14 protein-coding genes are annotated in these 14,284 nt (G+C 50.0%); 1 reads left to right on the top strand and 13 read right to left on the bottom strand.

All coding sequences use genetic code 11. The features are described from left to right. The first annotated feature begins 24 nt into the window (after positions 1-24). On the top strand, positions 25-339 hold the full coding sequence (locus tag K365_RS0110790; RefSeq protein WP_006966535.1) for a hypothetical protein: 315 nt from the start codon (positions 25-27) through the stop codon (positions 337-339). Positions 340-346: 7 nt separating this feature from the next. Here the strand turns inward: K365_RS0110790 and aroC are convergent, their stop codons facing one another. From aroC to K365_RS0110725, 13 genes are all read right to left on the bottom strand, one after another. Next, positions 347-1,399 (bottom strand): chorismate synthase, encoded by a 1,053-nt coding sequence (gene aroC / locus K365_RS0110785; RefSeq protein ID WP_024334559.1) that lies wholly within the window; start codon positions 1,397-1,399, stop codon positions 347-349. Then, entirely contained in the window at positions 1,386-1,916 is a 531-nt protein-coding gene (gene aroL, locus K365_RS0110780; RefSeq protein WP_024334558.1) for a shikimate kinase AroL, read from the bottom strand. Before aroL ends, aroC begins: the two co-directional genes overlap by 14 nt. Then, entirely contained in the window at positions 1,906-3,162 is a 1,257-nt protein-coding gene (gene aroA, locus K365_RS0110775; RefSeq protein ID WP_024334557.1) for a 3-phosphoshikimate 1-carboxyvinyltransferase, read from the bottom strand. The genes aroL and aroA overlap by 11 nt, the downstream gene beginning before the upstream one ends. A 19-nt stretch (positions 3,163-3,181) precedes the next feature. Beyond that, entirely contained in the window at positions 3,182-4,006 is an 825-nt protein-coding gene (gene aroE / locus K365_RS0110770) for a shikimate dehydrogenase (protein ID WP_024334556.1), read from the bottom strand. 2 nt (positions 4,007-4,008) lie between these two features. Then, positions 4,009-5,250 carry a hemolysin family protein gene (locus K365_RS0110765; protein ID WP_006966525.1) on the bottom strand — a complete coding sequence of 414 codons (1,242 nt, stop codon included), beginning with the start codon at positions 5,248-5,250 and terminating at the stop codon, positions 4,009-4,011. An 87-nt stretch (positions 5,251-5,337) separates the two neighbouring features. Next, positions 5,338-6,489, bottom strand: a complete 1,152-nt coding sequence (lpxB, locus tag K365_RS0110760) for a lipid-A-disaccharide synthase (protein WP_024334555.1) — start codon at positions 6,487-6,489, stop codon at positions 5,338-5,340. After that, entirely contained in the window at positions 6,486-7,304 is an 819-nt protein-coding gene (locus K365_RS0110755; protein WP_024334554.1) for an LpxI family protein, read from the bottom strand. The genes lpxB and K365_RS0110755 overlap by 4 nt, the downstream gene beginning before the upstream one ends. Positions 7,305-7,312: 8 nt before the next feature. Next, on the bottom strand, positions 7,313-8,083 hold the full coding sequence (gene lpxA, locus K365_RS0110750) for an acyl-ACP--UDP-N-acetylglucosamine O-acyltransferase (protein WP_006966522.1): 771 nt from the start codon (positions 8,081-8,083) through the stop codon (positions 7,313-7,315). Next, on the bottom strand, positions 8,080-9,132 hold the full coding sequence (lpxD, locus tag K365_RS0110745) for a UDP-3-O-(3-hydroxymyristoyl)glucosamine N-acyltransferase (RefSeq protein WP_024334553.1): 1,053 nt from the start codon (positions 9,130-9,132) through the stop codon (positions 8,080-8,082). The genes lpxA and lpxD overlap by 4 nt, the downstream gene beginning before the upstream one ends. Positions 9,133-9,153: 21 nt before the next feature. Continuing rightward, complete coding sequence (locus K365_RS0110740; protein WP_024334552.1) at positions 9,154-9,687, bottom strand: OmpH/Skp family outer membrane protein; 534 nt, start codon at positions 9,685-9,687, stop codon at positions 9,154-9,156. Positions 9,688-9,721: 34 nt separating this feature from the next. Further along, positions 9,722-12,358, bottom strand: a complete 2,637-nt coding sequence (bamA, locus tag K365_RS0110735) for an outer membrane protein assembly factor BamA (protein WP_024334551.1) — start codon at positions 12,356-12,358, stop codon at positions 9,722-9,724. A gap of 13 nt (positions 12,359-12,371) precedes the next feature. Continuing rightward, positions 12,372-13,061, bottom strand: coding sequence for an ABC transporter ATP-binding protein (locus K365_RS0110730; protein WP_024334550.1), 690 nt, complete (start codon positions 13,059-13,061; stop codon positions 12,372-12,374). After that, positions 13,054-14,280 (bottom strand): lipoprotein-releasing ABC transporter permease subunit, encoded by a 1,227-nt coding sequence (locus K365_RS0110725; RefSeq protein ID WP_024334549.1) that lies wholly within the window; start codon positions 14,278-14,280, stop codon positions 13,054-13,056. Before K365_RS0110725 ends, K365_RS0110730 begins: the two co-directional genes overlap by 8 nt. Positions 14,281-14,284 lie beyond the last annotated feature (4 nt).

The raw sequence follows: 14,284 nt of genomic DNA, 5'->3' as shown, positions 1-14,284 counted from the left end.
AATAAAGTGTAAAGGAGTTTTGCTATGTATGAGATTATCGCTAATCCTGAAGATTATCAGATCGACCATTTGATCAACGGCACCGGCAATGCCGGTATTGAACTGACCCGGGACGAACGGGATAAATGGGCGACTGAAATTGTGAATTTCAGTGAGAAATTGACGGAATTTTCCAAAAAATCAGGGGAGCTGGCCAAACTGCTGCAATCCGATGAAAAAATTTCCGCTACCCAGGCATCATTGAAAACCTTGAAGATTCAATTGTTTGCCATCAATGATGCCCTGAACTCCGCCTTGACCATTGCCGACCGGCTGGAGTCTGATATTGTTCATAAATAACCGGCTGTCATAACAGCGTTTTTTGACGCAGCACATGGTCTGTGAGTACCAGCGCCAGCATGGACTCACAGACCATGTTAATTCGGGGAACAGCACAGATGTCATGCCGGCCCCGGGTGGAGATGACAGCGGGACGTCCATCCTGGTCCAGGGTTTTCTGATCCAGCCGGATGGAGGGGATGGGTTTGACATGCACCCGGACAATGATGGGTTCTCCGGTGGAAATGCCTGCCAGAATTCCCCCGCTGTGATTGGACAGAAACCCGGTCTCATCCATGGAATCATTGTTTTCAGAACCGGTCATGCCGGGCGCGTTGATACCGGAACCGATTTCCACCGCTTTGACGGCACCGATGCCCATTATGGCTTTGGCAATGTCGGCATCCAGTTTATCAAACACCGGATCTCCGATGCCGGTCGGCACATGCACCGCCCGGATTTCCACCACACCGCCCAGGGAATCTCCCTTTTTTTTCACTGATGCAATGTGCGCGGCCATGGCCCGGGCCGCTGCCATATCCGGACATCGCAGTTCATTTTTTTCAATGGCATCGGCATCAAATTGCTGCACAGTGATCCCACCGATCGCCCGGGTAAAACTGTCGATTTTCACTCCGTGCCGGTCCAGAATTTTTCGGGCCACAGCTCCGGCCGCCACCCGGGCTGCGGTTTCCCGGGCCGATGCCCGGCCCCCGCCCCGGTAATCCCGAATGCCGTATTTTTTCTGGTAGGTAAAATCCCCGTGTCCGGGCCGGTACAGATTTGCAATATCGGAGTAAGCACTGGATTTGGCATCCTTGTTCTGAATGAAAACAGTCAAGGGCGTGCCTGTGGTCCGGCCTTGAAACACGCCGGACAGGATCACTGGATGGTCCGGTTCTTTGCGCCGGGTGCCGCCGACCCCCTGCCCGGGCCTGCGTTTGTCCAAATCCGCCTGAATCATGGATTCATCCAGGCGCAGTCCCGGTGGGCATCCCTGGATCACCACCCCGATACCCGGGCCATGGGATTCGCCGAATGTGGTGATGTGAAATGCTTTGCCAAAGCTAGATCCGGACATGATCAAGTCTCCTTTTGATGATTTCTGCAATGTGCTGCGGGGGATGAACCGTGGTATCCACGGTCATGTCCGCCAACTTTTTATAGAATGGGATTCGTTGGGCCAGGGTATCTCTGGTTTCATCCGTCAAAGACCGGGATGTGAACCGGGGCCGGGTGGCCTGTGTCTGGGGGTCTGTTTCCAGACGCTGGACAATGGTGGTCACATCTGCGGCAAGCCATATCACAAATCCATTTGTTTTCATCAATGCCCGGTTCTCCGGTGCCAGCACCATGCCCCCGCCCGTGGCAATGACCTGGTTGTTTCCTTGCAGGACCTGTTCTAAAACTTGTGTTTCTTTCTGCCTGAAATAAGCCCATCCTTTGTCTGCCACCAGAACATCGATACTTGACCGGCAGTTGGACTCAATACAGATATCCGTATCCACAAAATCATAATTCAGCAGGTCAGTCAACAACTTTCCCACGCTTGTTTTTCCGCAGCAGCGATATCCGATGAGAATCAGATTACAGGGCATCGAATATATCCCAGAACCCGGGAAAGGATTTTCCCACACAGGTTTCATTTTCAATCTGTATGCCCGGCACCTTCAGACCGGCCACAGCAAACGCCATGGCAATGCGATGATCGTTGAAGGTGTTGATGACATCCCCCTTGGGCACCCCTCCCGTCACTGAGAGCCAGTCCTCCCCCTGATCCGTCTGGATCCCCATTTTTTCAAGCTGGGATGTCACGGCATCGATTCGGTCGCACTCTTTTTCCCGCAAATGCCGGATATTGCGTATCCGGGTGGTGCCTTGGGCAAACGCCGCCACCACGGCAATGGCCGGCACGGCATCCGGGGTGTCGGACATGTCCACATCCACGGCATGCAGGTGCCGGCCTTTCACAGACACGCCCTGGTTTTCAAAAAACAGGTCACATCCCATTTTTTCCAGAATATGAATCTGTTTCAAATCCCCCTGAAGGGAATCCGGCCGGATATGGGCCACCCCGATCTTTTGTCCGGTAATGGCGCCGGCCGCCCAGAAATACCCGGCATTGGACAGATCGGGCTCCACCACATGATCACCGGGGATGTATGGCTGTCCTCCGGGAACCTGGTACGTGGTGTCGTTGATGCGATAACCTGTCACCTGAAACTGTTTCATCACATCCAGAGTCAGGTCGATATATGGAGAAGATACAGGTGGGCCGGCCAGATCAATGGTCAACCCATGGGTCATGAACGGGCTGATCATCAGCAGGGCAGACAGATATTGACTGCTTTTTGAGCAGTCCAGCCGGGTGGTGCCCCCGTGACGGTGACCGCCCTGGATGATCACGGGGGGGAATCCCTGGTGAGATTCGGATTCCGCGCGGATTTCCAGGAGCGTCAAAGCATCCAGCAGTTCCTTCATGGGCCGGGCACACATGCGGGCATCACCGGTCAAGGTGTAAGGCGAGGTGCCGAGCCCGGCAATGCCGGCTAGCAGACGCATGGAAGTGCCGGAGTTGCCCAGATAGATGGGATCTGCAAACGGCACGGGATGACCGGCAAATCCGGTGACATTTACCGTGTCGGAAGAAATTTTTTCAATTTTTGCGCCCATACAGGCCAATGCATGCAGGGTCAAACCGATATCCTGGGAGTCCAGCAGGTTTCGGATACCGCAGGTGCCGCGGCACAGGGCCGCGCAGATGAGCATCCGGTGGGAAATGCTTTTGGATCCCGGCACGGTGACGATCCGGGGTAAGGGGTGTTTGGGATACAATTGTTTCATGACAGGTCCTGGTTTATCATTATTGGGTCTGAAAGTCCGGATGGGTGAGAATCGTGTGCCGCATTTTTTTTGTGTCCGGCAAAATCCCCGTCCACAGCTCAAACTGGGCCGCGGCCTGGGCAATGAACATGGTCAGCCCGTCCACCACATGACACCCTTTTTGTCTGGCCGCAGAGATCAGACGGGTTTCCAAAGGGGTATACACCACATCCATCACCAGTGTTTCAGAAGTCAGGCAGTCTTCTGGACAGGACAATACATTTTCTCCAGGGGTCATGCCCAAAGATGTGGTGTTGATGATGATATCCGGGCGAAGGTGTCTGATGGCTTCCATGGGATAAAAATCAGCGTTATAGCGGGCGGCCAGTGCCCTGCCCTTATCCTGGGACCGGTTGGTGATCAACAGGTTTCCTTTGTGCGCATGAATACCGAAAGCCACGGCCCGGGCCGCCCCCCCTGCCCCGATGATCAGCACGGTTTTGCCGGAGATCTGTGCATCCTTTAACGGAGCAATGGCGGCAAAACTGTCGGTGTTGTACCCGGAAAGCACGCCGTTCTGGTTGACAATGGTGTTGACCGCACCAATGGCCGAGGCTTCATCATCGATTTTATCCAGAAAGGGGATCACTTTCTGTTTAAAGGGAATGGTCACGGAAACACCCTGAATATCAAATTGCCGGACCGCATCCATGGCTTTTTGGATATCACTGGGCGCAAACGCCAGGTACACGGCATCGATCTGATGGTCGGCAAAAGCCTGATTGTGAATCAAAGGGCTTTTGGAATGGGACACCGGGTTGCCCAGCACACAGAATAGCCGGGTATCTGCATTGACGGGTATCATGGTCATCCCTCTTTTTTGACAATAAAAGACTGGATGCGATTGCCGTCCATGTCTTTGACCGTTGCCGTCCACCGGTCAATAATCACGGATTCCCCCGGTTGGGGAATCCGGTCGATCTGTTCGAGAAAAAATCCGGAAATCGTGTCGTAGCTGACGGATTCCGGGATATTGATGTCTATTTCCTTGTTCAGGTCCTCCACATTGATCCGTCCGGCCACCAGCCATTTGTTGTCCTTGAGACGTACGATGTCCGGTACCATTCGGTCGGTTTCATCAATGATCTCTCCGAAAATTTCCTCCACCACATCCTCGAGAGTTACCAGGCCGGCCACACCCCCGTGCTCATCCACCACAATGGCCATGTGACTTTTTTTGGCCTTGAATTCCTGTAGCAGTGAGTCCAGTTTCTTGGATTCGGGAATGAAATAAGGTTTTTTCATGATCGCTTTGATATCCAGGGAATCAATGGGTTCATCAGACATTGAGAGCTTCTGATAATCAGCAAACAGATTTTTGATATGCAGAATTCCGATCACATTGTCAATACTGTGTTCAATCACCGGAATCCGGGAATATCCGGTTGACAGAATGGCGGGGATGTCCAGTTTTTCCACGGTATCCACCACGAACATATCCGCCCTGGGCGTCATGATTTCACTGCAGGATGTATCATCGAATTCAAAAATATTGGTGATGTATTCTTTTTCCGCTTCCTTGATTTCCCCTTCTTCTTCCACGACTTCCACCATGGTCATGAGTTCGTCTTCGGTCACCGTATGATAGGCCGGATTGATCGATCCATACAATTTAGGAATGTAATTGAGAATCAGCACCAGAGGAAAGAAGATTCTGGACAGCCAGTACAGCGGAAAAATAACCATTCGGGCCACCAGCACATTGTTCTGGGTGGCAAAAGATTTGGGAAAGATCTCTCCGAACACCAGAATCATGAGCGTCATGACCCCGGTGGCAATGCCCACGGCATTGGACTCGAAACAGGTGATGGCAATGGATGTTGCCAGAGAAGCCCCTCCGATGTTTGCCAGGTTGTTGCCGATAAGGATCGTGGTCAGCAGTGTATGGGGATCTTTTTTCATTTTTACGATCAACTGACCGGTTTTAGAACCGTCCTTGGCCACATGACAGGCTTTGATTTTTGAAATGGAAAACAGCGCGGTTTCGGATGATGAAAAAAAACCGGACAACACCAGGCAAATCACCAGCAATGTTACATTCAATGTCATCAAAATGGGTTTTTTCCTTCAAACAGAGTCAATTTTAAAATTACTTTAATAAGGTTTGGTGTGATTTGTCAAACACCCATTTTTCTTTTACCTGTTTTGGGGGCGGTTTTTTAAATCCAGAGCGATTTGAGCCGCTCTGTCAGCCGCGCCCGGTCCTCCCAGCAATTGTCTGACCGGGGCCAGTTTCTGCCGGTATTCGTTCAGGTGATCCAGCATATAAAGCGCAGCAAAACTGATGTTTTCAGGAGTGGCTGCATCCTGAAGCAGTTCAGGCATCACTTCTTTGCCCATGATAATGTTTGCCAGACCGGCATACTTTACTTTGACGACGGCCCGGGCCATGCGATAGGTCAGATAAGACATTTTATAAACGATCACCGTGGGAATTGTACAAAGCGCTGCTTCAAGGGTGATGGTGCCGGATGCGGCAATCAGCATGTCCGCCTGTTCAAAGATCTGCCGGGGGTTGCCGGAAATGATGTGAAACAACTCAGGATTTCCGGCTGCAGCGACCTTTGATTCAATCATATTGAAAGGAATCGCGTCTGCCGCAGAAACCAGAAACCGGACATGGGGACGATTCCCATGGATTTTACGTGCCGCATTCAGCATGGGTGTCAAAAGGGTTTGTATTTCGTTTTTTCTGGATCCGGGCAGCAGTCCGATGATCCGTTGTTTTGAAGAGTCAGTATGGGATTCAATTGATTTTTGCAACGGCACCGGATACTGATCCAGCAAAGGATTTCCCACATATGTGGCGGGGATTCCGGCTTTTTTATATATTTTTTCTTCAAAGGGAAAAATCAGCGCGGCATGATCCACCCTGTGCGTCATCTGCTTAAGGCGTGCCGGATTCCATGCCCACACTTTGGGCGTAATATAGTAAAACACGTTTGCCTGACTGTGGGTTCTGGCATGAGCAGCGGCCCTGAGATTAAATCCAGGGTAATCAACCAGTATGACAAGTTCCGGATCCAGGACCTTCAGGTGATGTTTGAAAAGATCAAACGCCTGTTTAACCGGGCGGATCTGGCGGATAACTTCTAAAAGCCCCATGGCGGACAGCTCATCAATGGAAAAAAACAGGTGAGCACCGGCTTTGGCCATACACGTGCCGCCGATACCGTAAAACTTCAGGGAGGGGTCCTGCTTGCGCATGGCAGTGATCAGGCCGGCCCCATGGACATCACCGGAAGGTTCACCGGCCAGTATCAGAACATGTCTGCCTGAATCTTTCATGGGATGTCTTGTTCCGTGAGCGCGGTAATGGCAATATGATATTCGTCTGCTAGGGCGACCATTTTTTCTCTGTCAAAAGACAGGGATTTGCCGGTTTCCAGTACCAGAGCCGTGGCACCGGATGCTGCCATGGTCCGGATGGTTTCGCATCCCGTGGCCGGCAGATCAAACCGCAGATCCTGCTGGGGTTTGGACAGCTTGATCACCACACACCCATTGCCCCGGGAAAGATCGCCTCCCCGGCGGATGGTGGCATCTGTACCGTCAATGGCTTCCACTGCCAGGACTGTGCCGTTGCTGATCACGATGCACTGGCCGATGTCCAGTTTTCCCACGGCTTTGGCCAGTTTCCATCCCTGATAAGCGTCCTGCTGTTCTGCGGAATCCAAGGGCCTTTGGGTCCAGCAGCCGGCAGGACTCAACAGTTCAGGCAGAAGAAACGTGGAGGGCCGGATCTCAATACCCTGGGTTTTCATGAGATCTGCAAACCGTGTCAAAATGGCATCGTCATGACTTCTGCCGGTTTTAAGAATAAAAGTCAATGCCTTGAAATCCGGGCGGATATCCTTGAATATACTGGTCTTTTCAATGGTTCCCAGCATCACGGCCTCGTGGACACCCTGGCGTTTAAAATATTTTACCAGCCTGGATATCTGGCCCAGATACAGCCATTGAAAGACAGATACCTCTTTGGCCAGGCCGGGGTCTGTTTCTGAAACAAATCCGGCCGCTACCACGGAGATCCCTTTTTGGGCCGCTTTTTTTGCAAACAGCAGTGGAAACTGTCCACCGCCGGCAATCAATCCAATTTTCATGGCTTTTGTTATCGGGTTATTCCCCGGCTGGATGTGACAATAAAATTCGTAAAATTTTTCACTTCCGGAATCTGTTCCACCTCGGCCTTGACCCGTTCCGATGCCTGCTTGACCGTCAGCCCGATCCTGAAAAAAATCCGGTAGGCTTTTTTAAGCTCGCCTAAAGTGAAATCGGAAAAACGGTGCCGCTTGAGCCCGACATTGTTCAGGCCGTGGAGGGTGGCCCGGTCTCCGGCAGCAATGACAAAGGGAGGAATATCTTTGACTACAGCGGATTTTCCGCCGATATAGGCATAATTTCCGATTTTGACGAACTGATGAATGGCCACCAGTCCGCCGATGGTGGCGTGGTCACCGATTTCAATATGTCCCGCCAAAGTGGAGTTGTTGGCTAAAATAACCTGTCGGCCGGTTTTGCAGTCATGAGCGATATGGGTATAGGCCATCAGATAGTTTTCCTCGCCGACTTCAGTGATGCCGCCGCCGGCTTCTGTGCCGCGGTTGATGGTGACAAATTCCCGGATAATGGATCCCCGGCCAATAGTGAGATAACTTTTTTCTCCATGAAACTTCAGATCCTGGGGCGCACCGCCGATGGCGGCATATTGAAATATCTGGCAGTCTTCACCGATGGAAACATAATTGTCAATGGTGGTGTAGGACCCGATGGTGGTTCCGGCTCCGATGCGTACATCTGATTTGACAATGGCATAAGGGCCGATCGTCACTCGAGAATCGATTTCAGCGGATCCATCGATGATGGCGGTAGGGTGAATCATGGCAGCTCCGGTTTTTGTATAATGCGTTCAAGGGCGTCAAGCCGTTTTTCAAATGCCATAAGCGTTTTTCTCATCCCCGGCAGCCGGCCGAGGATGTTCACGACTTTCAACCAGGTTTTATGGGGCATATGAGGGATGCCTGACACAATCTGATTGTCCGGGACCGAGGAGGACACCCCGGCATAAGGTCCCACAATCACATGGTTGCCAATGGTCAGGTGTCCGGATATACCGGCTTTACCGGCAATAATGGTCTGTTCTCCGATCCGGGTGGACCCGGCGATTCCCACCTGGGCCACCACCAGTGTATGGTCTCCGATGGAAACATTATGGGCGATGTGAACCTGATTGTCGGTTTTCACGCCATTGCCGATCCGGGTGACTCCCAGGGTCCCCCGGTCAATGGTGTTACACGCGCCGATTTCCACATGATCTCCGATGATGACATGTCCGGTGTGAGACAGTTTGAAATGGCTTTCGCCATCCTGGACAAACCCGTATCCGTCCGATCCGATCACGGATCCGGAGTGAATGATGACATGTTTTCCCAGACATGTGCCATCCATCACCGTGACATTGGGTTTGATGGTGGTGTGTTCTTTGATCACGCAACCCTTTCCGATAAAAACATGGGGCATGATTTGCACATTGTCTTTGATGACCACTTCATCTTCAATCACCACATGCGGCGCAATGGTGATACCTTTTCCCAGCACACAGTTTTTTCCAATGACGGCCAGCGGGCTGATGCCGGGCTTTAATGCCGGTGCCGGATGAAATTGTGCCACCAGTTCAAAAAAAGCCCGTCTGGGATTGGCGGTCATCAGTAAACAGGGGTGAGAATTTTTTTCATACATGCCATCATCAGGCACAATCACGGCCCCGGCCCGGGTCTGGTTCAGACGTGACAGAAAAGAAGCATCTCCGGCAAACGTAATATCTGATGCACCGGCATTGTCAAAGGAAGAAACCCCCGTGATCACGGTGAAAGAGTTTCCCGCCACCCGGGCATGAATTTTTTCAGCGATATCTTTGACAGTCAGTTTCATACATAAATCCCGTTCAGGCAATCAATTGCCCTGGGCTGTGACGGCATTGTATTTATTGATGACACGGTCTGTGATATCTATCTGGTCCGGCGCATAGATCACACCGGCATTCTTTTTTTCAATGATCAGGGTGTATTTTTCTCTTTTTCCCAGTTCATTGGCAATGTCGAATACGGCTTTTTGCATGTCATTGATCATTTTGATTTCAAGATTTTTCAATTCATTGGTATAATTCTGCTGCATGATTTTGAAATCTTCGATCTGATTTCTGAAATCCCGTTCCCGTTCCCGCTTTTTTTCATCACTGAGCACCAGGGCTTCTTTTTCAAAAGACTGGCCGATTGCATCCAGGGACTGTTTTTCTTTTTCCAGTTTATTTTTGAATTCCGTTCCTTTGGCGTTGAGCACCTTCTGGTTCATTTTTCCGGCACTGGATTCTTTCATTATTTTTTCAAAATCGATGACACCGATTTTAACAGCATCCGCACAAAATGCCATGGGCACAAAGCTGATGGCCAAAAGGCTTATGATGGTTACAAATAAGATACGTTTCATGGTTTCCTCCAAATAAATAATGCTTTAAAAAATATCAGAAAAATGCGCCAATGGAAAAATCAAACTGGCCATCTCCGGTTTGGTATTCATCCTGACCTTCCACCACAATACCATAGGCCAGACGAATGGGGCCCATGGGGGAATTCCACCGCAGTTCAAATCCTGCGGATGAGTATTGTTTGGCCAGATCGATGCTTTCGCTGGTTCGATAGACATCACCCCGGTCATAGAACAATACCCCGGCGACTCCTTGTTCTTCCTGAAGGGGAAAAATTAGTTCCGCATTGAATTGAATATATTTTTCACCCCCCCGCAGGATAGTCTGGCCGGGTTCTCTGGTGTTGATGTCGTATTTGTCAAATCCTCGGACCGAATTGATGCCGCCTAAGTAGAATCGTTCCCAGTCGATATCAATCTGGCCGTTGGTGCGGTCATCCAGATACCCGCCCTCCATATGAAAGCCTCCGGTAAATTTCCAGAAAAGAGGCATCCAGAATCCGCCTTCGGCTACATACCGGGTATAGTCAATATCTCCACCCATGAATTCTCCGGCATACTGGGCTGACACTTTACTGAACACCCCTTCTGTGGGCAGAAAATAATGGTTTCTGGAATCATAGCTGATATACGGCTTGATGCTGGCGGTGAAAAAATCTCCTTCAGTGACATTGGTATACGTCTTTTCTGCCTGCTCAACTTCAAAATCTTCAAAATTGAGTTCCACACCGATGGTGGTGTAATCCCACAGTTGCCGATAAGCGGATCTAAGTGTCAGACCGATGGCATTGCGTTCATAATATTCAAATTCTCTTTCAAGTTTATAGATATTGAATCCGGCGGAAACCGGCATGTCAAAAATCCAGGGTTCGGTGAATCCAAGGTCATATAAACCGGTTTCACCTGAAATTCTTCCCAGGATTTTCAAATTCTGGCCCCGGCCGAACAGGTTGCGTTCTTCCAAAGATACCTGACCGAAAGGACCGTCGTCCGTTGAAAATCCCCCGCCAAAAGAAAAATTACCCGTGGGTTTTTCTTCGACTTTAACTTCCAGATCCCGCTGATTGGGCACATCCGTTTGAACCGGGTTGATTTCCACAGACTGAAAATAGTCTCTGTAGCTCAGGTTCCGGTAAGATCGCTGAATACCGCTCATGGAAAATTTACCCTGTTCTTCCACAGCCATTTCCCGCCGGATCACTTTGTCCCGGGTTTTTTCATTGCCGGAAATCAGAATCCGGTTGAAATATACCGGTTCTCCCTGATCAATTTTGTATGTGATGTGTACCTGATGACTGGCATCATCGGTTTTCACCAGCGGGGAGACCTTGACATTGGCATACCCCTGGTTGGAATATAAATCACTGAGCCCCAGCATGTCTTTTCGGATCAGTTCCCGGTTGTACAGATCGGATTCCTTGACCAGAAGTTTGTCAAACAGATCGGTTTTCGATGTCAGAATATCCCCGGTTATGTCCACATTCCCGGTTTTGTACTGTTCCCCCTCATCGATTTTGAAACGAATGGCAATGCTTTCTTCCCCCATGTCTATCTGGGGATCCGATAGCTTGACATTGATGAATCCGTTGTTCTTATATAAAGACTCGATACGCAGCACATCATTTGTCAGTTCACTTTCATCCAGGTCACCGGAAGAGGTGATAAAAGACCAGAATCCCTTTTCCCGGGTCTGAATCGTTTTTTTCAGTTTTTTGTCTTTAAAATGGGTGTTTCCCTCAAACACAATGGATTCAATTCTGATTTTTTCCCCTTCATCAATCACGAACACAATATCTGCCTGATTGTTTTTCAAGGGAGTGATTTCATAGGTAACTGTGCAGTTGTGGTAATTTTTTTCCGTGTACAGCCGTTTTATTTTTTCCACATCTGAATTGATTTTGTACACATTGAGGATGGAACCGGTGCTGGTATCAACGACTGCGGCCAGTTCATCCTCTTTATATACACGGTTCTGGGAAAATTTGATATTTCTGACACTGGGTTTTTCCGTTACGTTGAAAACAATTTCAATGCCTTGATCCAGGTCTTTTTTTTCGATCACCACATCATCGAAAAAGCCCATTTTGTAAACCTGTTCCAGGTCTTTGGACAATTTTTCCTGGTTCATGATATCACCGGGGCTTGTTGAAATGATCCGTAAAATCGCATCAGAATCCACCCGGCGGTTGCCCGTAACCGAGATGGTGGAGATAATGCGTTTTTCAAACAGCTCGCCGATAATTGCCCGGGACAACTGTCCGATTGCCGCATGCAGTTCTTCCAAAGAACCGGACTGGGAAAAAAATGGCAGGGGCGGCCCTGTTTCATAAATCGGATGCATGTTCGCATCAATACTGATGGCGTTGCCGGCCATAAAGACATTACCCGTAATGATGTAATCCACGCCCAGCCGGATACCTTCCTGGCGGAATCTGGCAACATCCCAGGTTTGCGTATCCTTGAATTCCTTAACATAAACCACTTGGGTTCCTTCGTTTTTCAGCCGTTTTCCAAGCATCAGAGGCAGGTCTGTGCCAAGCGATTTCTGGGCCGAAGGCGCCTGAACGGAAAAAGGAAAAACAGCGACACTGACCGTCTGTTCGGCATACAGCCAAAAGGGCAGTCCGCATAAAATCATCCCTATCAGTACTGCATTGATCAACCATTTTTTCATATCAGTCCCTTTCTCATGCCGGTATAATTTTTCCGTTTTGGATCGTTACTGTTTTTTCCATCATCCGGGCCAGTTTCATGTTATGGGTCACCACAATCACGGTCATACCCAGTTCTTTGTTCAACTCAATGATCAAAGAGTGGAGGCTGTCTGCGTTTTTTTCATCCAGGTTGCCGGTGGGTTCATCCGCCAGAAGTATATCCGGTTTCATCACAAGGGCCCTGGCAATGGCTACCCGTTGCTGTTCTCCACCGGACAGATCTTCCACGCGATGATGATATCGATCTGCCAGCCCTACCCTTTCAAGCATATTTTCTGCCAGGTTTTCAACCATTTTTTTTGATTTTTTGGCAATGAGCCCCGGGATCATCACATTTTCCATGGCGGAAAATCCCTGGAGCAGGTAATGAAACTGAAACACGAATCCGATCCGTTCATTTCTTAGTGCCGCCAGTTGATCGTCTTTCATGGAAAGCAGGTCCCGCCCCTGAAACATGATTTGTCCCTTATCCGGCCGATCCAGGGTACCGATGATATTGAGCAATGTTGATTTGCCGATACCCGATGCCCCGACCACGGCCAGGGTCATCCCTTGGGTGATGGTAAATTCGGATCCGTCCAGTATGTTTATGACATCCGGCGGCGTACCGAATTTTTTGGTGATCTGTGTCAGACGCATGAGAACAGAGCCGGTATTATCCATATCGAATGGCCTCCAGCGGGTCCATGTTCGACGCCTTCCAGGACGGGTACAATGTGGAAATGAAGCAGATGATTATGGCACTGACGGAAATGACCAGCACATCCATGGGATCCAGCTGGACCGGTAACGTGGAAAACGGATAGGCTTTGGGCAGCTGGATAAAATCATATCGTTTGAGCAGCAGACAGATGCCGATGCCGGACACGGTTCCCAGCAGGGTGCCGATCGTCCCGATCACCAGGCCTTTAATGATAAAAATTTGACGGATCATCCGGTGGGTGGCTCCCATGGCTTTGAGAACGGCGATGTCTTTTGTTTTTTCCATGACCAGCATGATCAGAGCGGATGCAATATTAAAGGCCGCTACCAGAATAATCAAAGTCAAAATGATGAACATGGCGGTTTTTTCAAGTTTCAGGGCCGAAAAAAGACTCTGGTTGATATCCATCCAGTCCCGGACATAGAACGGATGGTGTTCCAGATCGGCCGGCAGGGTTTTCCGGATCTCCTTGACTTTGAAAACATCATCCACCCAGATACCGATGGCTGAAATTTTATCCGGATCTTTTATCAAAGACTGGGCCTGTTCCAGATGAACATAGGCCAGCATGCCGTCGTACTCGGACATGCCCGAAGAAAAGGTTCCCTGGACCACAAACTGTTTCATGGCCGTTATCTGTCCCATGGGAGAGATAACGGACCGGGTGGACATAAGAATGATCTTGTCCCCGGTCATGGCTCCCATGGACCGGGCCAGTTCCTTGCCCAGAATAATACCCGGCAGGTTGTCGGAATTTTTTTGAACGGCCAGGGCGTTTTTCAGGGCAGGCTCATCAAATCCTTTGATCAATGATGCGCTGTTATCCGGGACAATGCCGCGCACCATAGCGCCTGCCATGGCATGACGGGTCCGGATAATGGCCTGGGCAAACAAAATCGGGGAAGCATCCCGGATGTGAGGGTGGGTTTGTATCTCCTCAAGCACGGTATTATAATTGCCAAAGGTGCCGTTGTAATTCATGACCAGAATATGAGGCTCCAGACCCAGTATCCTTCGCCTGAATTCAGTTTCTGCGCCATTCATGACGGCAATCACCACCACCAGCGCCATCACCCCCACCATAACTCCGGCCACGGACAGAAACGTGATCAGAGAGATGAATCCTTCTTTTCGCTTGGCCTTGAGGTAGCGCCGGGCTATGAACAGTTCCACGGCCATCAAT

The organism is Desulfotignum balticum DSM 7044 (assembly GCF_000421285.1).
GTDB lineage: Bacteria > Desulfobacterota > Desulfobacteria > Desulfobacterales > Desulfobacteraceae > Desulfotignum > Desulfotignum balticum.
The sequence above is the reverse complement of the archived record's forward strand: the minus strand, read 5'-3'. Positions and strand labels throughout refer to the sequence as shown.

What these genes read in the sequence shown, in the direction of transcription:
- K365_RS0110725 (WP_024334549.1), bottom strand. Translation starts at nt 14,280, where the DNA reads ATGGCCGTGGAACTGTTCATAGCCCGGCGCTACCTCAAGGCCAAGCGA.
- K365_RS0110790 (WP_006966535.1), top strand. Translation starts at nt 25, where the DNA reads ATGTATGAGATTATCGCTAATCCTGAAGATTATCAGATCGACCATTTG.
- aroC (WP_024334559.1), bottom strand. Translation starts at nt 1,399, where the DNA reads ATGTCCGGATCTAGCTTTGGCAAAGCATTTCACATCACCACATTCGGC.
- K365_RS0110765 (WP_006966525.1), bottom strand. Translation starts at nt 5,250, where the DNA reads ATGACATTGAATGTAACATTGCTGGTGATTTGCCTGGTGTTGTCCGGT.
- K365_RS0110755 (WP_024334554.1), bottom strand. Translation starts at nt 7,304, where the DNA reads ATGAAAATTGGATTGATTGCCGGCGGTGGACAGTTTCCACTGCTGTTT.
- K365_RS0110740 (WP_024334552.1), bottom strand. Translation starts at nt 9,687, where the DNA reads ATGAAACGTATCTTATTTGTAACCATCATAAGCCTTTTGGCCATCAGC.
- lpxB (WP_024334555.1), bottom strand. Translation starts at nt 6,489, where the DNA reads ATGAAAGATTCAGGCAGACATGTTCTGATACTGGCCGGTGAACCTTCC.
- aroA (WP_024334557.1), bottom strand. Translation starts at nt 3,162, where the DNA reads ATGAAACAATTGTATCCCAAACACCCCTTACCCCGGATCGTCACCGTG.
- K365_RS0110730 (WP_024334550.1), bottom strand. Translation starts at nt 13,061, where the DNA reads ATGGATAATACCGGCTCTGTTCTCATGCGTCTGACACAGATCACCAAA.
- lpxA (WP_006966522.1), bottom strand. Translation starts at nt 8,083, where the DNA reads ATGATTCACCCTACCGCCATCATCGATGGATCCGCTGAAATCGATTCT.
- aroE (WP_024334556.1), bottom strand. Translation starts at nt 4,006, where the DNA reads ATGATACCCGTCAATGCAGATACCCGGCTATTCTGTGTGCTGGGCAAC.
- bamA (WP_024334551.1), bottom strand. Translation starts at nt 12,358, where the DNA reads ATGAAAAAATGGTTGATCAATGCAGTACTGATAGGGATGATTTTATGC.
- lpxD (WP_024334553.1), bottom strand. Translation starts at nt 9,132, where the DNA reads ATGAAACTGACTGTCAAAGATATCGCTGAAAAAATTCATGCCCGGGTG.
- aroL (WP_024334558.1), bottom strand. Translation starts at nt 1,916, where the DNA reads ATGCCCTGTAATCTGATTCTCATCGGATATCGCTGCTGCGGAAAAACA.